The 24,076-nt window shown below is 42.8% G+C and carries 19 protein-coding genes and 1 pseudogene; 11 read left to right on the top strand and 9 right to left on the bottom strand.

The window, feature by feature from the left end:
• Positions 1 to 32: 32 nt before the first annotated feature.
• Positions 33 to 764: a RadC family protein gene (gene radC / locus V7K46_RS19740; RefSeq protein ID WP_335116031.1), complete on the top strand. Its 732-nt coding sequence runs from the start codon at positions 33 to 35 to the stop codon at positions 762 to 764.
• Between the two features lie 66 nt (positions 765 to 830).
• Here the strand turns inward: radC and V7K46_RS19735 are convergent, their stop codons facing one another.
• The 4 genes from V7K46_RS19735 to V7K46_RS19720 all read right to left on the bottom strand — a co-directional run bounded on the left by V7K46_RS19735 (position 831) and on the right by V7K46_RS19720 (position 6,663).
• Positions 831 to 1,622, bottom strand: a complete 792-nt coding sequence (locus V7K46_RS19735) for an SDR family NAD(P)-dependent oxidoreductase (RefSeq protein WP_335116029.1) — start codon at positions 1,620 to 1,622, stop codon at positions 831 to 833.
• A gap of 207 nt (positions 1,623 to 1,829) precedes the next feature.
• Positions 1,830 to 2,828 carry a c-type cytochrome biogenesis protein CcsB gene (ccsB, locus tag V7K46_RS19730; protein ID WP_335116027.1) on the bottom strand — a complete coding sequence of 333 codons (999 nt, stop codon included), beginning with the start codon at positions 2,826 to 2,828 and terminating at the stop codon, positions 1,830 to 1,832.
• A 137-nt stretch (positions 2,829 to 2,965) separates the two neighbouring features.
• Positions 2,966 to 4,444 carry an alpha/beta fold hydrolase gene (locus V7K46_RS19725; protein WP_335116025.1) on the bottom strand — a complete coding sequence of 493 codons (1,479 nt, stop codon included), beginning with the start codon at positions 4,442 to 4,444 and terminating at the stop codon, positions 2,966 to 2,968.
• A 209-nt stretch (positions 4,445 to 4,653) separates the two neighbouring features.
• Positions 4,654 to 6,663 (bottom strand): hypothetical protein, encoded by a 2,010-nt coding sequence (locus V7K46_RS19720; RefSeq protein ID WP_335116023.1) that lies wholly within the window; start codon positions 6,661 to 6,663, stop codon positions 4,654 to 4,656.
• Between the two features lie 666 nt (positions 6,664 to 7,329).
• Between V7K46_RS19720 and V7K46_RS19715 the strand changes: the two genes are divergently transcribed.
• From V7K46_RS19715 to V7K46_RS19685, 7 genes are all read left to right on the top strand, one after another.
• Positions 7,330 to 8,724 carry an NADH:flavin oxidoreductase gene (locus tag V7K46_RS19715; RefSeq protein ID WP_335116021.1) on the top strand — a complete coding sequence of 465 codons (1,395 nt, stop codon included), beginning with the start codon at positions 7,330 to 7,332 and terminating at the stop codon, positions 8,722 to 8,724.
• A 66-nt stretch (positions 8,725 to 8,790) separates the two neighbouring features.
• Positions 8,791 to 10,257 carry a cytochrome c gene (locus V7K46_RS19710; protein ID WP_335116019.1) on the top strand — a complete coding sequence of 489 codons (1,467 nt, stop codon included), beginning with the start codon at positions 8,791 to 8,793 and terminating at the stop codon, positions 10,255 to 10,257.
• A 31-nt stretch (positions 10,258 to 10,288) separates the two neighbouring features.
• A complete protein-coding gene (locus V7K46_RS19705; RefSeq protein WP_335116017.1) occupies positions 10,289 to 11,725 on the top strand; it encodes a cytochrome c in 1,437 nt (478 codons plus the stop codon).
• 7 nt (positions 11,726 to 11,732) lie between these two features.
• Positions 11,733 to 13,013: a hypothetical protein gene (locus tag V7K46_RS19700; RefSeq protein WP_335116015.1), complete on the top strand. Its 1,281-nt coding sequence runs from the start codon at positions 11,733 to 11,735 to the stop codon at positions 13,011 to 13,013.
• Between the two features lie 5 nt (positions 13,014 to 13,018).
• Positions 13,019 to 14,605 (top strand): GMC family oxidoreductase, encoded by a 1,587-nt coding sequence (locus V7K46_RS19695; protein ID WP_335116013.1) that lies wholly within the window; start codon positions 13,019 to 13,021, stop codon positions 14,603 to 14,605.
• A 1-nt stretch (position 14,606) separates the two neighbouring features.
• The gene (locus V7K46_RS19690) at positions 14,607 to 14,753 is read left to right on the top strand and encodes a hypothetical protein (protein ID WP_335116011.1); all 147 of its coding nucleotides are present in this window, start codon (positions 14,607 to 14,609) and stop codon (positions 14,751 to 14,753) included.
• A gap of 17 nt (positions 14,754 to 14,770) precedes the next feature.
• A complete protein-coding gene (locus V7K46_RS19685) occupies positions 14,771 to 15,286 on the top strand; it encodes a hypothetical protein (protein ID WP_335116009.1) in 516 nt (171 codons plus the stop codon).
• A 177-nt stretch (positions 15,287 to 15,463) separates the two neighbouring features.
• Here V7K46_RS19685 and V7K46_RS19680 read toward each other — a convergent pair whose 3' ends face one another.
• Positions 15,464 to 16,138 carry a glutathione S-transferase family protein gene (locus tag V7K46_RS19680; RefSeq protein WP_335116007.1) on the bottom strand — a complete coding sequence of 225 codons (675 nt, stop codon included), beginning with the start codon at positions 16,136 to 16,138 and terminating at the stop codon, positions 15,464 to 15,466.
• Between the two features lie 306 nt (positions 16,139 to 16,444).
• Between V7K46_RS19680 and V7K46_RS19675 the strand changes: the two are divergent.
• Both V7K46_RS19675 and V7K46_RS19670 read left to right on the top strand, forming a co-directional pair.
• Positions 16,445 to 16,594 (top strand): annotated as a pseudogene (locus V7K46_RS19675) (TIGR00341 family protein); the annotation flags it as partial.
• A gap of 70 nt (positions 16,595 to 16,664) precedes the next feature.
• Positions 16,665 to 18,218, top strand: coding sequence for a cation:proton antiporter (locus V7K46_RS19670; RefSeq protein WP_335116005.1), 1,554 nt, complete (start codon positions 16,665 to 16,667; stop codon positions 18,216 to 18,218).
• A 263-nt stretch (positions 18,219 to 18,481) separates the two neighbouring features.
• Here V7K46_RS19670 and V7K46_RS19665 read toward each other — a convergent pair whose 3' ends face one another.
• The 4 genes from V7K46_RS19665 to V7K46_RS19650 form a co-directional block, all read right to left on the bottom strand.
• The gene (locus tag V7K46_RS19665) at positions 18,482 to 20,077 is read right to left on the bottom strand and encodes an FAD-dependent oxidoreductase (protein WP_335116003.1); all 1,596 of its coding nucleotides are present in this window, start codon (positions 20,075 to 20,077) and stop codon (positions 18,482 to 18,484) included.
• 425 nt (positions 20,078 to 20,502) lie between these two features.
• The gene (speB, locus tag V7K46_RS19660) at positions 20,503 to 21,537 is read right to left on the bottom strand and encodes an agmatinase SpeB (protein ID WP_335116001.1); all 1,035 of its coding nucleotides are present in this window, start codon (positions 21,535 to 21,537) and stop codon (positions 20,503 to 20,505) included.
• A 132-nt stretch (positions 21,538 to 21,669) separates the two neighbouring features.
• Positions 21,670 to 22,710, bottom strand: a complete 1,041-nt coding sequence (locus tag V7K46_RS19655; protein WP_335115999.1) for a hypothetical protein — start codon at positions 22,708 to 22,710, stop codon at positions 21,670 to 21,672.
• Positions 22,711 to 22,897: 187 nt separating this feature from the next.
• On the bottom strand, positions 22,898 to 23,755 hold the full coding sequence (locus V7K46_RS19650; RefSeq protein WP_335115997.1) for a nitrate ABC transporter ATP-binding protein: 858 nt from the start codon (positions 23,753 to 23,755) through the stop codon (positions 22,898 to 22,900).
• On the opposite strand from V7K46_RS19650, the gene V7K46_RS19645 reads away from it, so the two are divergent.
• Positions 23,754 to 24,076, top strand: a 323-nt coding sequence (locus V7K46_RS19645) for a hypothetical protein (RefSeq protein WP_335115995.1), incomplete at its 3' end; no start/stop codon positions are given. The genes V7K46_RS19650 and V7K46_RS19645 overlap by 2 nt on opposite strands.

Raw genomic sequence — 24,076 nt, 5'->3', positions numbered from 1 at the left:
AGTTTGATGTGTGGTGACGATTATCTTAGTTTATGACCTATTGCCTTAGAATTGCCGACCTACCTACAAATGAGCGTCCGCGTGAACGGCTAATGACGCATGGTGCCAAAATTTTAGCCACAGCGGAGTTAATTGCAATTCTTCTAGGCACTGGTCAAGGACCGGGAAAATTATCTGCTGTGGGTTTGGGACAATATATCTTGAGCGAATTAGGCAAACACCAACGTGATCCTTTGGTAGTTCTGCGAGAAGTTACACCCGCTGAGTTGATGCAAATTTCTGGTGTTGGCCCAGCGAAGGCGACAAGTATCTTAGCAGCAATTGAATTGGGCAAACGCGCCTTTCAATCTCGACCTTTAGATGGCACATTAATTGATAGCCCACTTGCTGCTGCTGCTACCCTCAGTCAAGATTTGATGTGGCAAACAAAAGAACGTTTTGCAGTGGTGCTGTTAGATGTCAAGAATCGTTTGCTGGGTACGCAAGTAATTACCATTGGTACCGCAACCGAAACCCTAGCCTCTCCCCGTGATATTTTTCGAGAAGTTATTCGCCAAGGTGCAACGCGGGTAATAGTTGCTCACAACCATCCTTCTGGGAACCTTGAACCAAGCCACGAAGATATAGAGTTAACGCGTCAGTTGTTAGCAGGAGCGCAGCTTTTGGGCATTCCGGTATTAGATCATCTGATTTTGGGCAATGGCAATCATCAAAGTTTACGGGAACTGACAACCTTGTGGGATGAGCATCCACAAGGGGATTAAATGAAGAGGACGCGGAGAGTTCTTTCACCGCGTCTTCTTTCTTTCGGTCTGCCCTAAAGTTACAACTTATTTGCTTTCCTGCATGTTTCTAACTAGTTTAGTCACTAGCTTTCTGGGAGTAAATCTTACGGATTCAGCGAGGAGCTTATTTTTAATTCCAGGAACAACAACAGTTTTGTTTTCCAATAGACCACGATAGCCGATCTCGGCTACCGTTTCCGCAGTCATAATCTTTTGACCGCTTACCAGCTTTGAGTCTTCCATTGCGGCTCTTTGTTGAAAACCAGATTCTGTAGGCCCTGGACAAAGCGCCGTCACAGAAACACCTGTACCTTCTAATTCATTAGCGATCGCTTCTGTGAACGACAAGACATAGGCTTTACTAGCGTAGTATACTGCCATCAGCGGCCCTGGTTGAAAAGAAGCAGTCGAAGCCACGTTTAATATTTTTCCAGACCCCCGCTTAACCATACCCTTGAGGAATAACTTGGTTAAATGTGTGAGACATAAAATATTAACCTGTAGCAATTGCAGTTCAGCATTCAGGTCGATTTCGTGAAATAATCCGTAGGTAGCAAAACCAGCATTATTCACCAGCACATCAACTCTGATAGATGCTTGTTCTAACTCAGTGAAAATTTCTTCTGGGGCTGATGGGTTAGATAAATCCTTAGAAATAACCTTGGCATCAATACCAAATTTATTTTTAAATTCATCGGCGATTTTATTCAGCTTGTCCCCACTTCTAGCTACCAACACCAGATTGTAACCATCCTGAGCAAATAACTTAGCGAATTCATAACCGATGCCGCCAGATGCACCAGTAATAAGAGCCGTTTGTTTACGATTACTCTGCATAATTTTTCCTTTATTAACAGCCTGAAAACAAATGAATCATTAGTTATTAGTCATTAGTAACCTAACACTCTTTGACCTTAATTATTTTCTCACCAGAATAATCAAAGAAGTGCTAATTAACCATAACTAATCACTTACTACAGAACAACAAGCAGTATTTTGCTAAACAAATATTAAAATTTACATCACTTTTTCTGTGGTACAAGCTCAAAGAAACCACCCATAGGAATGTAGTCCTTTCCCCAAGATATTAACCCCCAAATAGCAAATCCAAACTACAACAAAGCCGATTGCCGCTAAAATTGCCGGACGACGCCCTTGCCAACTACGAGTAATCCGGGCGTGGAGGTAGGCAGCAAAAACTAGCCAAGTGATTAGCGCCCAAGTTTCTTTTGGGTCCCAACTCCAGTAAGAACCCCAAGCTTCATTTGCCCATACTCCACCAGCAATAATGCCAATGGTCAGGAGCGGAAAACCCAGCCCAATAACGCGGTAGCTGATATTGTCAAGAGTTTCTACAAGGCTAAGACGCTGTGGTGAAAGAGTTTGAGAATTGAGGATTGGGGATGTTTTGACTTTATCCAAAACTGCGGTTGTACTGCTGCTGGCTGCAAAAACAGTTACTTCTGATTGAACAACTAGCGTGGGAGATTTATACAAACGATACCCCCCAGTGCCTACAGAACTACCTTGTAATTGGATATTTTGACCGCGAGTCACAATTAAAAAGGCGATCGCTAGCAGCGAACCAACCATCAACGCTGCATAACTGAGCATCATCACGCTCACGTGCATCATTAGCCAATTGGATTTGAGCGCAGGTACTAGAGGATCTGCCTGCTGCATTGAAGAGGGCAAAGTTAAAGTTGCAAAAGCAGTAATGCTCATTGCTACAGGTGCTGTAACTACTCCCACAAGATGACTAGCACTCCTGTTTTCGGCAATTAAATGGATGGTTGTAATGCCCCAAGTTAAGAAAAATAGAGATTCATAAAGATTGCTTAAAGGAAAGTAGCCTGCTTCTAACCATCGCGCCCCAAGTAGAGTTGCAATAGACAAATTAGCGATCGCCATCCCAGCTGTTCCTAAAATCCATATATAAGGTATGTCCTTAAAAGCTGTGCCGACCCAGTACAGCAGCATGGTAACAAATAGAACGGCAAACGCCCCATTATCCAACCAGTTTTCTAATCTGACTAAATCCATTGAATTTGTACCTCAAGATTTTGCAGCAAATTTGTTAGGTATCCAAATTAACAAAACGAAAAAACCTTTCTCTACTCCCTATTTCCTACTATCACTCCTCAAAGTTGGCTTGAGTGACTACTACTTAACAATCACATTTATTGCCATTTGGAGATTTCCAAGCGAACTGCCGCATTTGTTCCTAAGACTCTTTGCCCACGTTCAGGCAGAAGAACATATGCAACATATACCCCTGAACTAGATTCGGGATTCCGATTTAAATTAGTTACTGGCTCTTTTTGATCGAAATTCCAGCTGTATTTACCCTCGTATGTGCCATCTGTTGCGACAACATCAGTAATTAGATAGTCAGACCATAGGGGTACTTGGTCGAGATGACTGTCAAGCAACCAATTCGTCCCTTGTTTGTTGAAGGAATACAGTGCTAAACGCAGGGCATATCTACAGACGTTATCATCACTAGCTGAGTTTCTTGGGATTAAAAAAGCTGTAAACAAGGGAATGGGTTTAGCTTTATCTTTTCTTATTAACTCTTGTGTGATTGGGCAATAATGAGCGATCGCCTGCTCATATATAGGAATAGGAAGACCACGCAAAGCAACCCTAGTTTCCAGTTGATAAAATTTCTTGTCCAAGTCTTTTAACTCGACATTGCTCAGAGACAGTTTCACCTGGATATCACCAAACAGAAAGCGTTGCAGATTTTGATAACCTTCTTCCGAGTTCACTATGCCATAACGCCCACCATGAGAGCGATGAACATAGGCACGATGAGATCCGAGGATATAGGCTCTATCGATCTGAACTAAACCATCACTTTTCACCCCAACAGTCGTGCGTGAAAGACCAAAAGCTTCTTCATAATCATGTGCATTAGTGCCTATCAGAGAAAAAACCCGGTTTGGCGAAAATGCATTCTCGATGCTTTGTAGTTTTTCTAGCTGAAAGTTATCGGGTAACTTATCGGTTGGCTTGGCATCAGGTGTTAAATACTGGTACATCCGCAGAGGGCCAAAGTCATCAGAATTATTCAATTGGAACCTGTCTCTAAGATTTTCGAGCAAGCCACCCCCGACTTCAAAATAAATCCCACCATGAGGTGTGGCGTAGGTAAAGAATTTGTCAATATGATCGGCAGCTTGCTCTCCTTGTTCTGGATAAATCTTTTGAATCAAGCTGCGACAAACAAGTCCCCCCATTGAGTGGGCGACAAGATAAACTTTGCCTACACCCGTCGTTTCCTTGACCTTCTCTATCCAGTCTCTTAAACCCTTAGCTATATCCTCCATCTCCTGTCGAACTCCGGTTTTAGAGCCAAAACTGGGTGTAGAGATATCATAAAATCGGTAGATCCAAATAGTTTTATTAAGTTGCCCAGACAATTTTTTAATCTGATTGCTCACATTCTGATTGTCAACAATTGGTTGATAACCATGATCGGTCATTAGCCGCAGTAATGGACTCTCGAAAAAAAACTTGTGGGGATTTTCTTCCTCATCCACTCGAATATGAGTTGAACCGCTATTGAAGCCATAAAACGGATCATCGACCGTTTGCTCAACGTCTTTTTGTGTACCTGCATATCCATGAACGAAGATGATCGGTAAATACTGCATATATATCCTCTACTATTTAATTTAAGTATTTTTGCTCGTTCCCAGATTTAACCTGGAAACGAGTGCAGCATCCAGACAAGCTGTCTTAGAACCAATAAGGCTTGATTCTTCCTAACCGTCCTTAAAAAGGAGGAAATTAAGCCCCCCTTAAAAAGAGGGATTGGGGGGATCTTCCGGGGCCAAATATCATAAACCCAAGCATATTGGTCTTAGAACATTTTCACAAACTCAATTAAGGCTTTCTTATCTTCATCTGGTAGATTTGAGCCAAAATAATGACCCTCATCCTCAACGAAGTCAGGAGACTTGTTAGCTCTTAAAAGCACGCGTGCCAACTTACCCTTGATTCCACCCTCTGGTTTCAAGTCTTGGAAAAGGCTGTTGAGATTGAGGGATGTAATCGCCTCCCTAATATTGATGCTAGCCAGCAAATTCACAGGCGTACCTTTTGGAACAGGAATCCTAAATCTCGGATTCGGATCTCCTGGGGGAAGGTCTAATTTGGTATCTCGATCTGTCTTACTGATAATTCCCTGACGCTTTTCAGGTGACAGCAGCTTTTCCATAGCATCCGTATAGGCTTCTACACGTCCTTTCACTGAAGGATCTTCATTGTAAAGTCCTAGTGTGTTGTTGTGAAGAAGTGGTGCTGTTGCCCAAATACTTACTAAGGAAGGTGTACGGTAATATCCCAAACCGCCGTCCGGTATCTTAAATTCGATCGGTTTTTTCTCATCCAAGGGGTTGTACAGCGTCAAAGTACCTGGTGACGGTAGTTCTTTGTAGGTCTTCGACGAGAACTGATCCCAAATATGCCCCTTGGTAGCATTTGTCCCCAACGATCGCGCCGCATTGGTACCAATTAGTGTCACCGGATAACGCTGGTCATCAGACAAGAAGTTGTGGTCGAGAAAATTACTACTGAGTACAGACTCTTCGTACCATTTCTGAGCCTGTTCGGGGTCAGCAGCAATCTCAGCAGGTGGCTTTTTGCTGGAATGACAACTAGCACAAGTGCTGGCAAAAGCAAGCTTGCCACGTTTGAGAACTTCCTCGTCTTTAGTTAAGAATTCTTCACTACCCGGTGCATCTTTCAGGTGCATCGGCTTGATGCTTTTTAAGAATGCTTCTGCATCAGCCATGCGTGCTTCTGTCTGTCTCCAGCCTTCGCAGTCCTTCCGCGCCTTTTCGATATCAAAAGGTTTTTGTGGAGTTCTCCCTAATAAAGGCTCATGCAGACTTGTCCAGTAATCGCCGCACATCCCAATGTTGACGTAGACGCGTAGTGAGGCAATTGGTACTCCTGTAGAGTCCGCGCCATCCTTGAGAATATGATTAACATCCTTAGTTGAACCATCGTTCATCACCTCTGGATATTTGGGGCGATCGCCTAAATTAAAAATGGCATTAATCGCATTCGGATTGTTGATGTGATCGGTGGCAATCCGTGACGTATCAGAAGTCCCGGGTTTCTGAGAGTTAAGTACTTGCTTAATAAAACTATTGTCCGCAACACTGGTGTCAAAGAATTTGTTTTCCTTGATGTACTGATTACCCAATGCTGGTACGAGGTTTTCCCATCTTGGGTGTTCCTTGTCTTTGGGTGGGTTGAGGGGATCTAACGCTACGTGACAGATGGCACAAGACTGCCCGATCAAGTAGGGAGGCTCGACTTGTGAATTTTTGGCATATTCAACAGGATTCCATTTTGCTTGATCAAAGTTGGGGTTGGGGAACTTACGCAGCCCAATAACACCAGTTGAGAATGGGTCTTTACATTTATCTAGCTGCAATCCGTATTCATCTTTTGATGTCGATTTTTCACATCCAGGATCGTTAATTGCGCCATAGAGCTTGAATCGCTGATCATGCTTATCCGAATCAATCAGCTTTAGCAGATCAGCACCGCCACGCGTTCGCTTCGCTAAATCACGATAGTACTTGTCATTACCGCCAGTCCATAAGTACCAGGTGCAACGACCGCGTTTCTCAGCATCTGTCAAATTCTCCTTTGTGTACTCTGGGAGATAACCGATACCCTCACAGTTATCAGGGTATTCGGATGCACCCGTATCAGAGTACTCAGTACTTATGGGTACAGATGTTTCACTATACTCATCACCTAGAGCTGTAGGCGTTTCATAAAAGCCGCAGACTATAAACATAGTCACGAACAGCAGGAGCAGACAGCCCTTCAAAATTAGACTTGTCTTTTTCATAAAACTCTCTGGTTGTAACACCTAAATCTTCTCCACTGCACCTCACGTTTGCAGAGGTACACTAATGCTCCATCATCGTTATTCCATTTTCCGGATTTAACCTTGGGATATTTTTGATTATTTAAAATGTACCTTACTAAGGTTCGTTATATATGAACTTACTACACAAGTTTTATAAATAATATTGTGCTTTTTTGTACACATAAAATCAAAAATTTAAAAACTTGTAAACTTACAATAGCCTTCAAGAACCAAATTGCTAAGGTTATATCTATCCCCTACGTACTTACTTAACTTGGTCACAAATTGTTAGCAGCTTCTATTAAGGTTGCTTTAACATCAGAGAAAATAAAAGACCAAAGTTTTCGCTTTTTTTAAGAATTGCTCCGTGAGTCATGTAGGTTTATAAACTGCAAAAGTCTTTATATAACTGTAAAAACCAATGAGGATAAACATCCATGCTGAAACTTGGTAGGCAAATCTAGGTAACAAAAACTTAATACTTAGCGATCGCATCCGAAAACCTGCATTGTGGATTTGTAGACATAAACAATTGCCCTCCCAGAGACACTATAAATAACAGTTCTCTAGCGAGGTAATTAGTGCTACGAAGAATTCACCAAGCCGAATCGTATTGCCGAAACAACACGAAAGATAGAGGAACACATGGAAAACGATATTATCTTTGAACCATTGAGATTCCGTAATCTCACAGTAAAAAATCGGATATTTCGCTCTAGCATTTCTGGAAGGTGGGATAACTATGATGGTTCAGGTACCCAAGCCCGAATCAACTGGGAAGAAAAGTTTGCTCGTGGTGGTGTAGGGGCTATTATTACTTCCTTTGTCCCAGTCGCCATCCGGGGCAGAATTATGCCCAATTACGCCACCATTCACTGTGATGAGCACATTCCTTTTTGGCGAAAAGTAGGAGAAAAAGTCCACGAATATGATTGTAAATTTATCTTGCAATTAAGCCATTCTGGGCGACAACAGGACATTGGCGGTATAGAAAACTCAGGAAAAAAAGCGTTAAGTTCCACCAGCCAAACTGAGCCATTCCACGGATTTCTGTGTCAAGCGATGACACTAGCAGAGATTAAAGAAACAATCCAATACTTTGCCGATGGTGCTAGACGTGCCCGTGAAGCAGGGTTAGATGGGGTAGAATTGCACAGTGCGAATGGATATCTTTTTAATCAATTTCTCAGTTCTGGAATCAACGACCGTCAAGATGAATACGGTGGTTCATTAAAGAATCGAGCGCGGTTTTTGCTAGATGTAATTAGAGCAATCCGTAAAGAAGTAGGCAACGACTTTCACCTGCAATTCAAAATTAGTGCCGTTGACTATAACAACGCCGTCACCTTTTGGGAAAAACCAGGTAATACTATCGAAGATTCTATCCAAGTTTGTAAATGGGCAGAAGAAGCTGGGGCTGATGGCGTGCATGTGTCAACTGGTAGCTTGTTTCCTCACCCACTTAATCCCATTGGTGATTTTAATTTCGATATCATTAGTAAAACATATGACGCTATGTTGTCAAGTGGCATCGAAACTACACGTAACTACATTTTATTCCGCAAAGCATTTTTGCATCCAATTTTCAATCTTTTATGGAACCGCGTGAAAAAGCAATTGCCTCCTCAAGCATTTAGTGGTGATGATGTAAAAGACCCCAAAATCAAGCAGTTACTGATAGAGAACCAAGGCAGAAACTTGCTGGATTCAAGAGAAATTAAAAAGCACGTTAATATTCCGGTATTATGTACTGGTGGTTTACAGCAGGCTTCTTATATTCGTCAGGCAATTAACGATCATTATTGCGATGGCGTCACAATGGCTCGAACCTTAATTGCTAACAATGACTTAGTTAAATCTTTTAAAGCAGGTAAAGACCTGGCAGATAAACCCTGTACCTATTGCAATAAATGCCTGCTAAATGTAATTGAAAACCCCTTAGGTTGTTACGAGCAGGATCGCTTCAATAGCTATGAAGAGATGATGGAAGAAGTAATGTCAGTCTTTCATCAAACTGAGCTGGCAAAATTATCTAGATAAAAAAGCGATGGGTATTACATTAATAATTTCGCTTACAGATAATCTCGACAATATAGGGAGTGTTTCATGACTGAACAAACAAACCCTACGCTACTCCCGACCTCAATCAAGGGAGTCTTCCAGCGAATTTGGGTTGTGATTGTGGGTGTTGTAGCAGTAGCAGTCTTTTTGCTTTGGCCTGTTTTGTCTAACTCCCCAGTGGATTTTGCTGACATTGAAAACCACTTTAAATATGGTTCAATCGGCAGCGAACCCATCAATGGCATCCCTTACTGGATTTGGAAAGTTCTACCAGAATTATTCCCAGATAAATTACCTGGAAAAGGTTATACTTCTTTGGGATTTATCAAAGAACCTGACAAAGATTTGCCTGTAGGTTTTTCGCAACGGAGAGTATTTATTGATCGCATTGGGTTGAATTGTGCTGTATGTCATACAGGAACACTGCGAAATACCCCTAATAGCGAACATCAAGTGATTACAGCCATGCCTGCTAATGTGCTGAATTTGCAGGGATATATCAAGTTTTTATCAGCAGTTGGTCTGGATGAGCGCTTTACTGCTAACCGGATGTTGCCAGAAATTGAAAAAATCAGTGGTGGTCTTAATCCCATTGAAAAATTACTTTATCGCTTCATTGCAATTCCCCAAACTAGAGATGCACTAATTAATCAGGCATATCGACTTAAGTTTGTTGAAAAACAACCAGATTGGGGCCCAGGAAGAGTAGATACTTTTAATCCTTATAAAGCAATTCAATTCCATTTCCCAATGGATAAATTGCGTCAGGATGAATTGATTGGTACTTCTGATTTCCCCTCCGTTTGGAATCAAAAACCCCGCGAGGGATTGCAGTTACATTGGGATGGCAATAACACTTCCGTTGATGAACGAAATAAGAGTGCAGCTTTAGGGACTGGAGTCACACCCACCACGATTGATTTGCCTCGAATTCAACGAATTGCTGATTGGCTTTGGGAACTACCACCACCAAAATATCCCTACGAAGTTAACGAAACTTTAGCAGCGAAGGGAAAACCACTTTTTGAAAGTAATTGTGCTAGTTGTCATGCTTTTGGTGGTGCCTATACAGGCAAAGTTGTACCAATTCAAGAAATTGGTACAGATCGGCATCGCCTAGATTCATTTACTTATGAAACCATCTCTAACCAAAATACCCTGTATGCAGGTTATCCGTGGCGCTTTAAAAATTTCCGCAAGACTAATGGCTATGCAAATATGCCCCTTGATGGTGTTTGGTTACGCGGCCCTTATTTGCACAATGGTTCAGTCCCCACCCTACGGGATTTACTAGAAAAACCAGAGAACAGACCAAAAGAATTCTATCGGGGCTACGACGTTATTGATAGAGAAAAAGTTGGCTTTGTCTCTGATATAGCCGAAGAAAATGGTAAAAAGTACTTCAAGTTCGATACAAAACTTGATGGTAACAGCAACAGCGGTCACTTGTACGGCGTTGATCTTTCCCCAGAAGAGAAAGATGCAATTGTTGAGTACATGAAGAAACTTTGAAGGACACTTTAGCAAGGATAAACCTAAGTTTATGGCAATACTTAAGTCAAAATTAGGGAAAATAATCACCTCAATTGCTGTAGTTATTGTCCTGATTTTTGGGGTTGTGGGTTACGTGGGATGGTACAACCTTTTCCGCGAAGTTCCTAGCGAAGTTTATGAGTTACCAGAGGATCATTTTAAATATGGTTCTATTGGTACAGAACAGGCGCAAGGTGTACCGTATTGGATTTGGTTAGTATTGCCGCGCATATTTCCCGATAAGCTACCAGGCCCAGGTGGTTATACTTCTTTGGGAATTACATGGGAAGAAGGTAAAGAGTTACCAGTCGGTTTTGCTAAAAAAACAATTGGGTTTCCTAGAGTTGGGATAACTTGTGCTGTTTGTCATCATGCTACTTATCGAGAAAACATCAAAGATAAGCCAACAATCATTGCAGCTGGACCTGCAAATAAATTTGATTCTCAAGGCTATGTCCGCTTTCTCAGTAATGCTGCTAGCGACCCCAGATTTGAACCTGACTATATCCTTGATGAAATCAAATATAGCCATGAGTTTCCCTGGTGGGAAAACCTGCTTTATCGCTTTGTAATTATTCCCCAAACAAAGAAAGGGCTGCTGCAACAAAAAGCAGACTTTGCTTGGACTGATTCTCGTCCCAATTGGGGTCCAGGTAGAATTGACCCGTTTAACCCTGTGAAGTTCACTACCTTAAAGTTGCCCAAAGATGACACCATTGGGAACTCAGATATGATGCCTCTGTGGAATCAAAAGCAACACCAAAACTTTGCCCTGCATTGGGATGGTTTAGAAACTTCGCTGCGAGAAACGGTGCAGACTGGCGCTATTGGTGACGGTGCAACTAAAGAGTCTCTACCAGTAGAGGATCTCCAACGGGTAGAAGATTATATTTCGGAACTATCGCCTCCAAAATATCCGTTTGCAGTTGATAAGCAACTAGCTACACAAGGAAAAGAGATTTTTAGCAGCACTTGTGCATCTTGTCATGCATTTGGCGGCGAAAGGACTGGTAAGGTGATTCCTGTTGATGAAGTAGGAACTGACCGCCACCGTCTAGATATGTGGACGCAGCAAGCAGCAGATACTTACAACAAATTTGGTGATGGTTACTCTTGGGACTTCAACGAGTTGCGGAAGACCAATGGTTATGTATCTGTCTCCCTTGATGGTATGTGGTTAAGAGCGCCTTATCTCCATAACGGTTCAGTGCCATCCCTACAAGACTTGTTAGAAAAACCAGAGAATCGTCCCCAATCTTTTTACCGAGGATTTGATGTTTACGACCAGAAAAAAGTTGGCTTTATTTCCGAAGGAGAAGAAGCGCAACGTGTAGGTTTTAAATATGACATTAGCGTTCCTGGTAATAGTAACCAAGGACATATCTATGGCACTGATTTACTCGCCAAAGATAAACAAGCATTAGTCGAATATCTCAAAACTTTATAACCAAGCTATGAACAAATATGCTGTTTGGTTTCGCCGCATCGTCTGGCTAGGTGTTATCCAAGACTGGGCGATCGGCTTACCGGCGATCTTTGCACCGAATTGGTTGCTGGAATTACTCCACCAAAGACCTACCCAAGACCCAGTATGGACTTCCTTTGCTGGCTTGCTAGTGGTTCTGCTATCGCTGTTCTACATTCCTGGAGCAAATGACCCGTACCGCTACACTCCCAACGCCGTATTAGCGACCCTTTCCCGACCGCCTGGAGTCATCTTCTTTTTCTTTATTTACCCCAACATTTATCCTGCCTTCGGGATTATCGACTTAGTTTTGTGCTTATTCCAAATTCCATTGTTGATACTAACTATGCTCAACAATCCTAAAGCTTCTACCCCTGACAATGATGTTTTCGAGTATAACGGGTCTACCTACAAAGAAGTAAAAGAAGTTGGTTTTAGTGGGCCCTACGGTGAACCACTGCCTTATCAACAAGGTGTGGGACTGACAACCTTTGTACAATTGTTTAATGACGCAGCGCGGAATTTATTCGACAGGCGAGATATCCGCCCCTATTACGACAAGTTAATCCACGCTAATGGTGTTTGCTACACAGGTGTTTGGAAAATAACTGAGGATTCACCCTACACGGGCTATTTTGCTAAGGGTTCAGAAGGTTTAGTGTTCGCCCGTCTTTCCGTTGCTGGTACTGGAATTAAGCGGGGCGATCGCCGTGCCTTAGGTCTGGCTGGTAAGGTTTATCCTACCCTAAATCCTCACGAAAAGGTAAAACCGGGTAATTTCGTGACTGTCGATTATCTCACAGGCATCAAGACGAAGCATATCACCGATACTGAGTTAACCAACTTTCCTGAAGTTGGCCCAGATATTGGAGCCAAACTTATTAACCGCGTGATTTTCCGGCTAGTAGATAAGAGACCAGGATTTCGCCAGGTCTTTCCAATCTCCACCCTTGGTGTCGAGCCAGGAGGCAAGGTCGTTACCCCAGACCTGTTTATGCTCAGAGTAGCAGAAGGCACCCCTAAAATTGATGCGGAAGACTTCCGGGATGAATTACGACTGGAAAAGTATCCTAACAACACCTTGGTCTACACCATCAACGTCAAAAACTTCGATGAAAAAGAGTGGACGAAGTTGGGCGTTATTGAATTGAATGACTATGCCATCTGCGAGGGTTGCGATAAACGGATACACTTTTGGATTCCCCGCGATATCCCAGTACCAAAAAGAGATAACCTTGCCCGTCCTTCAGACCCTGTAGTGATTAAGTAAATCATATGAGCCAGCAATTTGATGTCATCGTTATCGGTAGCGGCTTTGGTGGGTCAGTAGTTACCTGCCGTTTGGCTGAGTCAGGAGCGCGGGTTTTGGTGTTGGAACGCGGTCGGCGTTGGACTAAAGACCAATACCCACGTCAAGCTAAAGATGCCTGGATTTATGAACACAGCCAGCCGCAAAAACAAAATGGCTGGCTCGATTTACGTTTTTTCAAGGGGATGGCTGTTGCTCAGGGGGCGGGGGTTGGTGGCGGTTCTCTGTGCTATTCCAGCGTGGTTTTGGAGGCGAATCCAACGCGATTTGAGCAGGGCTGGCCATCGGAAATTACTTATAGTGAATTGCTGCCTTATTATGTTCGCGTGCGGAAAATGATGGGTGTGCATCCCATACCGCCAGGGCAGCATACCCAACGGGCGAAATTGATGCAACAAGCGGCGCAAAAGGTGGGGTATGGCGATCGCTTCCAAAGTATGCCCCTAGCAATCTCCTTCGATCCAGACTGGAATTACCAACTGGAAGACCCATTGAATCAGAAGCACTCCCGGCAATTTGTCAATGCCCAAGGGCAGAAGCAAGGCACTTGTATCCATCTGGGTAATTGTGATTTGGGGTGTGATGTCCACGCCAAGAACACCCTCGATTTGAACTATATCCCCGCTGGGGAGAATAAAGGGGCAGAGGTGCGATCGCTCCACTTGGTACGGTACATTCAACCAGAAGACGGGGGCTATCGCGTCATCTTCGACCGCATCCAAGACGGTAAACTAATTCGTGGTGAAGAGAGAGGCAAAATAGTTGTCATTGCTGCTGGTTCCCTCGGTTCTAGTGAGTTGCTGTTACAAAGCCGCGATAAGTACCGCACTTTACCCCAAATTAGTCAGCAACTCGGTAAAAATTGGAGTGCTAACGCCAACGTCCTCACACCCGACTTCTATGGCAAAGATGTTGAGGTTAGGCAATCCATTGGCCCAACTATTACCGCAGGTATGGATTTTACTGACGGTAGCTTTGAGGGAGAAAGTTTTATTATTGAAGATGATGGCTTTCCCAATATGTTGCTTAATGCCATTAGCAGCAAACTGAATTCTGGCAAATTCAGCCTATTCGCCTTAGCTTTACGCAATCACTTGCAGCGTGGTTTGGACGAAAAGAACCCCTTAAGCAACGTTATGGTTTGGCTCGGTGCGGGTGTTGATGCTGCCGATGGGCAACTTTCTCTCGGTCGCAACTGGCTTAAACCTTGGGAAACAGACTTAAAACTTGACTGGAATATCCAGCGATCAAAGGCTGCAATTGATGCCATCCTTAACCTGCAAAAGCAACTTTCCCAAGCCAACGGTGGTAAACTTTACATTCCTTTCTACTGGTCAGTTCTCCGCAGTTTGTTGACAGTGCATCCCCTTGGAGGATGCAAAATGGGGACAACCGCTGAAGATGGGGTTGTCGATCACAAAGGAGAAGTCTTCGGCTACAAAAATCTTTACGTCGCTGACGGGGCAATTTTACCTCAAGCTGTTGGGCGCAATCCTTCCATGACCATCGCTGCTTTAGCAGAACGGGTGGCTCATCTAATGGTGAGCAACTGACATGCTGGTTAAATTGGGATTTCAAGAGAACCACAAAAATGCTTCGCACCAACTTTTTAGGGATAGTTCCAGTAGCTTGTTCATTGGTCAGTTTGGCGGTGGTTACTACTCCAGCGATCGCCCAAACTACGTACCCTTTTACCGCTAGCTATCAAACAAATACTAGTGACATACTCTTCTCTTATACCGGGGATTCTAAAATTAATTTTTCAAGCCACAAGTACTGATGCCCCCTATGGTTTGACTAACCCTAACAGCCTCGCCTACGCCAAAATTGATCTGAATACTGGCGCAGGAATATTTGGCACAGATCCAACCGCATTGGGTGCGCTCAAGTTACCAAAAGGATTTTTTACACTACAGGGCAGTAGCAACAATAAGTTTTTTGGTGAGGTGAGCGGCACTAGTTTGCTAGACCCCACTACTCTAATCAACACTTTATCTGGTAATGTCACCATCATCGGCGGGGAAGGAATATTTCAAGGTGCTATCGGCAATCTCACGCTGTCAGCAACCGAAACCTTCAGCCCTGATTTTAGCAGCTCCCAAGGTCAGTTTTCAGTCAATGGCTCGATTGTTACTAGTGCCCCTACTACCGTTTCAGAGCCTACTTTTGGATTCAGTCTATTAGCCTTTGGTGCTTTAGGTGCAGGCTATTTCCTCAAGCGCAAACTAAATTGAAGAAACAGACTTGGGAGAAATAAGGTGGGGATTCAGACTCCACCTGATACATAGCCAACAAATAAGATTTGTGGGGGCATGAAACCCTCTTTAGTTGCCAACAGACTTTTGGGATGGGTATACAACGTCTCCTTCTATCCCTGTCTCTCCATCCCAAGAGTCCTCTTTTGGTCAGGATTAGATGCGTTCTAGCCAATCTTTGACGTGGGAATATGACAAAATGCGCTCTTTGAGCGGACTAGTGCGAAGTATCTCATCTATTTGTGCAGCAACAGCTAGATCCGCTATGGTCTGATGGTTTCCCGCTAACCAATCTTGCTGGCTGAGGATGGTATCGAGGTTTCCTAGATAGGTGAAAAACTTTTTTTCAACACGGTTCTTGTCGATGCGACCAATTCCTTGAGCATTCAGTTGCCTTTCGTAGGTGTAACGAACTAGGGGAGCAAAGATTACTTGCTCAAACTTTGATCGTCCTTTACACAGTAAGCTGGTCGCTAGCTGGAGAGCATCTGGATAGCGGAAGCGAAAATATACTTCAAACCAGTACAATGATTCATCTGCCCAGTCTTCCCACAAATAGGCTTGTGCTAAATCTTTGCTGTCTGCGGGGTAAAGTGCATGTTCTGGGTGTCGGGCTTCCAAAAATTCTGCAATATCCGAGCTGTCTTGAACCTTCTCACCATCGTATTCGATCACGGGAAGCTTTCTGGCAGATGACAATCGTGAAGCTGCCACTGCCAGCAAACCGTTATAGTTGACGACAGAATAGGCAAGATGCTTGTGCTTGAGAATCTTACGAACCTTGTTACAAAAGGGAGAAACTTCCCACTGATGCAGAACGATTTTTGGCATCGCGCTCACTGATATTTTGAATGTCGATAGACTTGAAAAACATTAACGCGATCGTTGTTTGATGTTAACAGAGCAATAGTATCCTAGTAAACATACTGAGGGCTAGAGGAAAGATTGTCTATATTTATCTACAAATTTTTACGCTTTTTTCTTGATTTAGGAAATTTTGACAATTTGACCTATGGCCGATTTCGATTGATTGACTAAGCAACAATAGCCCATAAATGCACAAATAGAGATCAACCTTCTTGTTGATTATTCTGTAAGGGACTTCCAGTTAAAAAAACATCCCATCGGTGTGATTGGCTTAGGCTGCGGGCAAGAGAACCTGTCACACCTCGACAAGTAGAGTTATTAGAAGAATTTATCGAACGAGAAATGGGGCAACCATTCACTCTAATTTTTTTTGAAGTTGGTCAAGTGGAGGAAATTCGACATTCCGAATCCACACGCTGAAGTTGCTAATTTGGCATGAATGAGGAGAGAATCTATCAGTCAAGTCAAACTAACTTTCTAAAACGCAATAGTGGATGTTACAGAATTAGTCAAAGTTTTAATTATTCTCCTAATCGTTGCTACAGGTGTAGCTTTGCTATCCCGGCGGTTGCGAATTCCTTATGTTGTGGGTTTAGTATTAGCCGGTCTGCCGATCACTGAGCTATTATCTCGTCCGATTGGTTTAAATCCAACCCTTGTTTTGAATCTTTTCCTGCCAATTCTCCTCTTTGAAGCTGGTATTAATACAGATGTCAGTCGCCTACGCAGCACCTTTAAACCAATTGCCCTTCTAGCTGGGCCAGGGGCTGTGCTTTCCAGTGGTATTATTGCCATCCTGTTGAAATTTGGACTGGGACTGAGTTGGATACCTGCCTTATTTGTAGGAGTAATGCTGGCAAATACTGATACAGTTTCTATGATTGCCATCTTTAAGGAAATACCGGTGCCCTCCCGGCTTTCCACCATCGTTGAAGGAGAAACCCTATTTAACGATGCTGCTGCCCTAGTTACGTTCAACCTGGTTTTGCAAGTATATTCGACAGGTTCACTCACCTTACTACAGGGAATCCAACAATTCCTATTTATCTCTCTAGGAGGCTGCCTCGTGGGGTTAGTCTTAGGCTACTTGAGCATACCTGTATTCGCCCGTTTGGATGATCCCCTTAGCAGTCTATTACTGACGGTAGCAGTTGCATTAGGCACTTTCCAGGCTGGAGAATTTCTAGATGTATCAGGTGCTGTCGCCGTAGTTGTAGCTGGATTAATTTTCGGGAATTTAGCGCTTTCTGGCAATACTTCTGCTTCTAGTCGCATCACCTTGTTGAGTTTCTGGGAATATGCCAGTTTTACCGTCAATACCTTTATTTTTCTGCTGATTGGTGTACAAATAAACCTGGTAACGCTCTGGAGGACTTTACCTGCAATTCTACTTGCAGTTTTGGCTTATCAAGTCGGGCGAGTTCTTACGGTCTATCCACTGCTAGCAGTGGTTCGTTGGTTTGACCGCCCAATTCCCCTGCGCTGGCAACATTTACTGTTTTTAGGCAACATCAAAGGTTCACTCTCAATGGCTCTGGCATTGAGCTTACCCACTACACTGCCAGGGCGAGAAGTCCTCATTGCTATAGTCTTTGGCAGTGTGCTGGTGTCATTGGTAGGACAGGGTTTAAGTTTGCCTTGGGTGGTAAAACGTTTAAAATTATCTAAATTTTCAGAAGCTCAACAACACGTTGAAGAATTACAAGCCCAGTTGATGACAGGTAAGGCAGCACAGGATGAATTAGATAGCTTGTTGAAATCAGGGGTGTTACCAAAAGCCGTTTATGAAGAGATGCGTTCAGCTTATCAGGTACGAATTGCTGGTGCAGAAAAGATACTACGGGAACTTTATAATCGTCGTCCTGATGAGTTGTCAGGCAAAAGTGGCAACAGCAGTAAACTTGATGCTATTCGTCGGCGTTTACTGCTGGCAGAAAAAGGAGCACTCAATGAGGCAATGCGGAAGCGAATTCTCTCAGAAGAAATTGTGCGCGAGCGGATACAAACTCTTGATGAACAATTGCTGAAGCTAGAAGATGATTGAGGTAATTCATAATTCATAGTTATGAAAATAGAAATTAAAAGCCTACGCCTCAAAAAACGTAGTATTCTCACGCCCAGTAAAAGCAGAAAAAAGAATTATAGCAATCCTAAATCATTCGTGAAAAGTTAGATCCCCGACTTATCATAGAAGTCGGGGATCTAGACACCGCGAATTTGAACAAAATCAGATAGGACTGCTATATATTAATTACTTTAATAATTAGTCAGGAGTCAGGAGTTAGAACTGCCTCCTGTTCTATGTATCTATAACAGCCCTTCTATCAATTGAGCGAAATTGCGGCAATACACGTGTTGGGCGTATTCTTGCCACTCTTTGTCTGACGAGTGGGGCGATCGCTTTAATGTTGCCTGTTGGACGTATCCTATCAATGGGCGACGAAGACACTCATATTTCTCGAAGGCTTTGGCTATAGCTTGCGGATCATCCCAGTTATTCTCCTGAGCAATTTTAGCGATGAGTGTTGTAACTACTAATGCATCTTCAAATCCTTGATTAGCTCCTTGAGCCATAAAGGGAGGCATTCCATGTGCGGCATCGCCAACTAATACGATTCGCCCTACACTCCAGGCTGGTGGAATTTTGGCAGGATCAGCTTCAGTATTGAGGTCAGTTGGGTTAGAAACTTGTAGAGAATCCGAAATGGTAGCGTGGTGAATATAGTATGGACGCTGTTGCATCTTGGCAGGAGGAGATATACGTACTAATTGCTTAAGTGCATCAGGAAAGCCTGCCTTCTCCAACTCCTGCAAAGCTAAGTCAATTAAAGAACTTTCAGACTTTCCTTGCAACGAGTCTAAAGGCAAAGCAAGGTGTATTATGTACCCTAGTTCACCAGTTGGTCTGCGAAATAAAATTATGCTGATGTTATTTATACAAACAGAATTTCCAGATATTTCATCATTAGTGATTGTTACAATTGGTGAGTCTTGAAAGAAATCTTCTTCTAATTTTGTCCACAGTTCCTTTGCTACCTCAGCTATTTCCCTACAAAATATAGCTGCAAATCCAGAGTATTCAGGTCGGGCAAAATTATGGTATTGAGTTTCTGTGTAAAGCAGCCTCCGAACTGTAGAATTAATCCCATCTGCTGCAACAATTAGTTTAGCTCTAATCGATTTTGTTGCTAATTCTTGGGGGGCAATATCTGAGTTTTGGGGCTGCGTGTCATTATGTTTCTGCCCATCTGTCCAATACGCATAGGGGTTGACTTCTATTCCTGTGTTAGCTACACAATCTATCCGGACACAACCTTTTTCCGGCTCATTCACAACATTTATACAACGGTGATTAGCTTTAACTCGGTCTTGTGGAAGTAGCTGTCTGAGGGTTGTCTGCAAATTGTACCAAGAAATTGACACTCGACCCTCGCCATAATCTTTAAACCAGTCATCGAAACTAAGCGATATTGACTGAATTATCTGCCCCTGGAAATCTTTGTAAGCCCATTGAGGTGAAGTCTTTGCCGGTTGTTGCCCTATTGTCGGTTCGACAGTTTTCTGGTCATTGGACTGCTTGGAATTCAAGAAACCAAGTCCAATTTTTTTGACTTCTTCGTAAGCGTTAGGATCTAAATGTTTGAGAGCTTGTAATCCATTGGGGAGTAAATCCAATCCTTGTCCAACTTCACGAAAGGCGCGAGTTTGATCGACAACAAGGACATTTTCAATGCCACGTTTACGTAAGCCAATGGCAGTTGCTAACCCAATAGGACCAGCACCAATCACAACAACATCGTAGATTTCCTGAGAAGCTGAGGAGGAGACAACAGATGCAGCTAAGGTATCAACTTTGGTTGATGTGTTTGTATGTGTATGAGGACTTGATTTAGTTTCTGGCATATTTATACACAAGAATCTTGGATAGAAGCTGGGCAATGTGGAAAGCTATAGCTATCAAATTACATAGCTGCACATAACAATATTAAAATCAAATACAAAAAGTTAGATATTTTGCCAAGATTAAACTTTTATCTAAAACACCAACTATGGTTAGCGGATAAAAATCCTAAGTCCTCAAATCTCGTTTCCAGTCTCTGGCTGGAAATGCATTCCCTGGTGGTGCCGCCAAAAGAAAGAGGCGGAGCCTCGGAACTGGCATTCCCAGTCTGAGACTGGGAACGAGGCAAACGAGGCAATCTCTGAAAGGTCTATCTAGGCAGGCTTTTACGTTAAGTTGACATGCATGAGCAATGCTGTGCCCCTACTAACGTATTTGTATCATTACTCTACTATTCGTCTTCCAATTACAAATTATGATATATTTTCTACTGAGACAAATCCATCAAGTTTGCCAGCTTGTAAACTACCCGCGCTCCAACATTACCATCCCACTCAGCATCACCGACTTCGCAGATATCAAAGCCAATAATTTTTCTCCCACTATTTACCAATTCTCGGAACAGACAAAAAGTCTGCTCTAATTCCAACCCACCTGGAACAGGAGTACCTGTACTGGGACAAAGTTTTGGATCTAGACCATCTGCATCAAAGCTAATGTAAACGGACTCAGGTAAATGATTGATAATTTCTCGGCATAAATCAATCCAAGTTGTTCCAGAGTAAAGCTTTTGCTTAATGGCAGGGTCGTAATATGCAATAATGCGATCGCTAGATTGGTCAATCATTTGCACTTCATCATGACTAATATCACGCAAAGCCACCTGCACCAGCTTGGAAATTTGCGGTATTTTCATCGCATTAAACATAATAGACGCATGAGAAAACTCAAATCCCTCATAGGCATCGCGTAAATCTGCGTGGGCATCAATGTGTAAAACACCATAGTTCGTATACTTAGCCGCTAATGCTTGGAAATAACCTAACGGCGAACTGTGATCTCCACCAATGACTGCAACTCGCTTACCATTGTTAATTGCTTGTTGACAATTTTCAAACAGCCATTTATTAACCTGTTGACAAGCCTGATTAATTTCTGTCAGCACAGGTGTTAAATCTGGTGTATCTGAGAGTTGTTTCCCTTGGGCTAATCGCTCGATAATTTTTGCTGCCAAGGCGCGGTAGTATATATTCTTATCTAAAATATCCTGGGGAATTTCCACCATGAAAATTCCCTGCTTCCAACCATTAGGGTTATCGAAATCGAACAAATCTAGTTGAGTCGAAGCATCTAGAATTCTCTGTGGGCCGTTAGCTGTGCCTGCACCATAGGAAACAGTGACTTCCCAAGGCACACCAAAGACAATCAAGTTTGCAGACTCGTAATCGCAGGGCAAACCTAAGAGGTTGCCATTTACTTCACCTACGCCGCTAGGATTGTAGTCTTGTAGTTGATTACTCATCGATTATCTTCTGGATTTACGTGGATGGACAGCACAGTGGATATCTGTATTGTAATAGAGCTAATGCTTGAAGGGGACATAAGGATATCCCTGTTTGCCTCTTGGCGTCCTTACATCTTTTTTAGTTACCTCTTAATCTCTCGGTAAAATTTGTCTCAATTGTTCTGGTAGTAAGCCTTCAAAGAAACGCTCAATAGCTTGGCTGTTGCGTTGATACAAAATACCCAAATAGATCACAAATATTCCCAGAATAGTCAGCACAACCGGAAATAGTACGGCATTATTAAAAACTGTAGAGGCAAGGTATCCAAAATATCCAAATACACCTATTGCCCCAAAGACTATAAAAACTTTTCGTCTCAATAATACCGATAGCACCATTAAGCCTAAATTAATCAAACAATATATAAATTTTTGGAATTCGTTACTGTCTCCCATGAAAGAAAGACTAAACCAGAAAGGGATTAACCCAAACAGATACAGCCAAAAAGCAAAATCTCCATCCCGCCTGCGAGTGCGAATATCGATTAGGTACGCAACGATTAAACACGCGATACCAAACCACATAGAAACTAATAGTTGTTGCTTCCAACTAAAATCAGTTTTACCAAATAGCAGTGGTGTTAAATCCATCGATATGAAGTACAGCGAAAAAGCAATGGGAGCAGTCAAAAACGGAAACCGCACAAACTTGAGTGCAATTAAAGCTGCAATGATAGTTCCCACTTCCATGAAAAACCAGCTGCCTTTGATCCAATGATAGTAATCACGATACGTTCCCGGATCGGCTTGAATCCAAAATCCCGTCCATCTTTGCAGTCCGTAAATCGCTAGGGGAGTCATGCAAACTGCGATTGTAAATGACAGTCCTCCAGGAACTTTCAAATTTTGGTCAAACCACAGCCTTCTACCCATGATGACGAAGCAAAAGGCATAAATGCTGGCTAAGAGAAAAATTCCGCTACCGCCAAACGACTCCCAAGCCAGTACCATAAACCAAGTCATGGCGGAGATCACAATCAACGCGCCAAAGTAAAAAGCTACATTGGCAAAATTAAATTGAGGCCGATCGCTGTTACGCTCAGACAGTGCATCCCAAACTGCATCTACTTGTTGCGAGGAGATTAAACCTTGGGAAGCAGCCCATTGCAAATCTTCTTTATAAACTTTCATATTTAAGATTTGGTTCGATTTTCTATATCCAATGACGCCGATGGTTGACAAAAGTCACCACTTTTCTTTTATGGTATCGGGTCAAAGCGATCGCAAACCAAATATAAACAGACAAAGCACAAGACGCCAGCAATGTCAAAAGCGGGCATAAATGTAGCCCGCTAACCTTTATCAAATTGAAAAGCTACTAGTTGACATCATCATGAGCAAAGCGATTAAAGAGGAAATCTAGGGCATAATTACGCAGTTGGTAGTATTGTGGATCTTCCATAATCCGGGCGCGATCGCGGGGACGAGAAAAAGGAATTTCCATAACTTCGCCAATTTTTGCATGAGGCCCATTGGTCATCATTACTAATTTATCTGCTAAAAATAGTGCCTCATCAATGTCGTGGGTGATCATTAGCACTGTGCAGCGATTCTCATTCCAAATTTTGAGCAATTCTTCTTGTAATTCTTCTTTGGTGATTGCATCCAAAGCCCCAAAAGGTTCATCTAAAATTAAGACTTTGGGACGAATCGCCAAAGCACGGGCAATAGAAACCCTTTGTCTCATACCACCTGACATTTGCATTGGTTTCTTTTCCATCGCATCAGCTAGTCCCACCATTGCCAAATGATCGCGGACGATCGCTCTTTTTTCGGCTTGTGGTTTGTTAGGATAAACGGCGTTTACAGCTAAGTAGATATTTTCAAAAGCAGTCCGCCACGGTAGCAAGGCATAGTTTTGGAAGACAACCATCCTGTCTGGGCCTGGTTTGGTAATAGGTTCTCCTTCCAGCAACACTTGCCCGGAGGTGGGAAAGTTAAAACCGGATACCATATTTAACAGTGTCGATTTGCCACAGCCAGAGTGGCCGATAACACAAATAAACTCGCCTTGTTCGACGTTAAGGTTAACGCCATCGAGTACGGTGAAGGGGCCTTTCTTTGTGGGATAGACTTTGCTAACGTCTTTAATTTCTAGGAAAGGTCTGTGGCTGGTGGTTGTAGTGGCGAATGGTTTTCCTAGTGTGTTTGTAGCTTTTGAGTTGCGGTTTTGCATGGTATTTGGTATTTGGGTATTGAGGCTTGGGGGCTGGGAATTAGGGATTGGGGACTACTCGCCGCTACTTAGAGGTTTGTTAATGGAGTTCAAAGACTCATTAATGGAGTTCAAAGACTCATTAATGGAGTTCAAAGACTCATTAATGGAGTTCAGAGGCTCATTAATGGAGTTCGGAGGTTCATTAATGGAGTTCAAAGGCTCATTAATGGAGTTCAGAGGTTCGTTAATCGAGTTCAAAGGCTCATTAATCGAGTTCAAAGGCTCATTAATCGAGTTCAAAGGCTCATTAATCGAGTTCAAAGGCTCATTAATCGAGTT

The organism is Nostoc sp., from assembly GCF_036917395.1.
In the GTDB taxonomy this organism is placed as follows: Bacteria; Cyanobacteriota; Cyanobacteriia; order Cyanobacteriales; family Nostocaceae; genus Nostoc.
This window is presented reverse-complemented; position numbering and strand designations above follow the sequence as displayed.

What these genes read in the sequence shown, in the direction of transcription:
- radC (WP_335116031.1), top strand. Translation starts at nt 33, where the DNA reads ATGACCTATTGCCTTAGAATTGCCGACCTACCTACAAATGAGCGTCCG.
- V7K46_RS19735 (WP_335116029.1), bottom strand. Translation starts at nt 1,622, where the DNA reads ATGCAGAGTAATCGTAAACAAACGGCTCTTATTACTGGTGCATCTGGC.
- ccsB (WP_335116027.1), bottom strand. Translation starts at nt 2,828, where the DNA reads ATGGATTTAGTCAGATTAGAAAACTGGTTGGATAATGGGGCGTTTGCC.
- V7K46_RS19725 (WP_335116025.1), bottom strand. Translation starts at nt 4,444, where the DNA reads ATGCAGTATTTACCGATCATCTTCGTTCATGGATATGCAGGTACACAA.
- V7K46_RS19720 (WP_335116023.1), bottom strand. Translation starts at nt 6,663, where the DNA reads ATGAAAAAGACAAGTCTAATTTTGAAGGGCTGTCTGCTCCTGCTGTTC.
- V7K46_RS19715 (WP_335116021.1), top strand. Translation starts at nt 7,330, where the DNA reads ATGGAAAACGATATTATCTTTGAACCATTGAGATTCCGTAATCTCACA.
- V7K46_RS19710 (WP_335116019.1), top strand. Translation starts at nt 8,791, where the DNA reads ATGACTGAACAAACAAACCCTACGCTACTCCCGACCTCAATCAAGGGA.
- V7K46_RS19705 (WP_335116017.1), top strand. Translation starts at nt 10,289, where the DNA reads ATGGCAATACTTAAGTCAAAATTAGGGAAAATAATCACCTCAATTGCT.
- V7K46_RS19700 (WP_335116015.1), top strand. Translation starts at nt 11,733, where the DNA reads ATGAACAAATATGCTGTTTGGTTTCGCCGCATCGTCTGGCTAGGTGTT.
- V7K46_RS19695 (WP_335116013.1), top strand. Translation starts at nt 13,019, where the DNA reads ATGAGCCAGCAATTTGATGTCATCGTTATCGGTAGCGGCTTTGGTGGG.
- V7K46_RS19690 (WP_335116011.1), top strand. Translation starts at nt 14,607, where the DNA reads ATGCTGGTTAAATTGGGATTTCAAGAGAACCACAAAAATGCTTCGCAC.
- V7K46_RS19680 (WP_335116007.1), bottom strand. Translation starts at nt 16,138, where the DNA reads ATGCCAAAAATCGTTCTGCATCAGTGGGAAGTTTCTCCCTTTTGTAAC.
- V7K46_RS19665 (WP_335116003.1), bottom strand. Translation starts at nt 20,077, where the DNA reads ATGCCAGAAACTAAATCAAGTCCTCATACACATACAAACACATCAACC.
- speB (WP_335116001.1), bottom strand. Translation starts at nt 21,537, where the DNA reads ATGAGTAATCAACTACAAGACTACAATCCTAGCGGCGTAGGTGAAGTA.
- V7K46_RS19655 (WP_335115999.1), bottom strand. Translation starts at nt 22,710, where the DNA reads ATGAAAGTTTATAAAGAAGATTTGCAATGGGCTGCTTCCCAAGGTTTA.
- V7K46_RS19650 (WP_335115997.1), bottom strand. Translation starts at nt 23,755, where the DNA reads ATGCAAAACCGCAACTCAAAAGCTACAAACACACTAGGAAAACCATTC.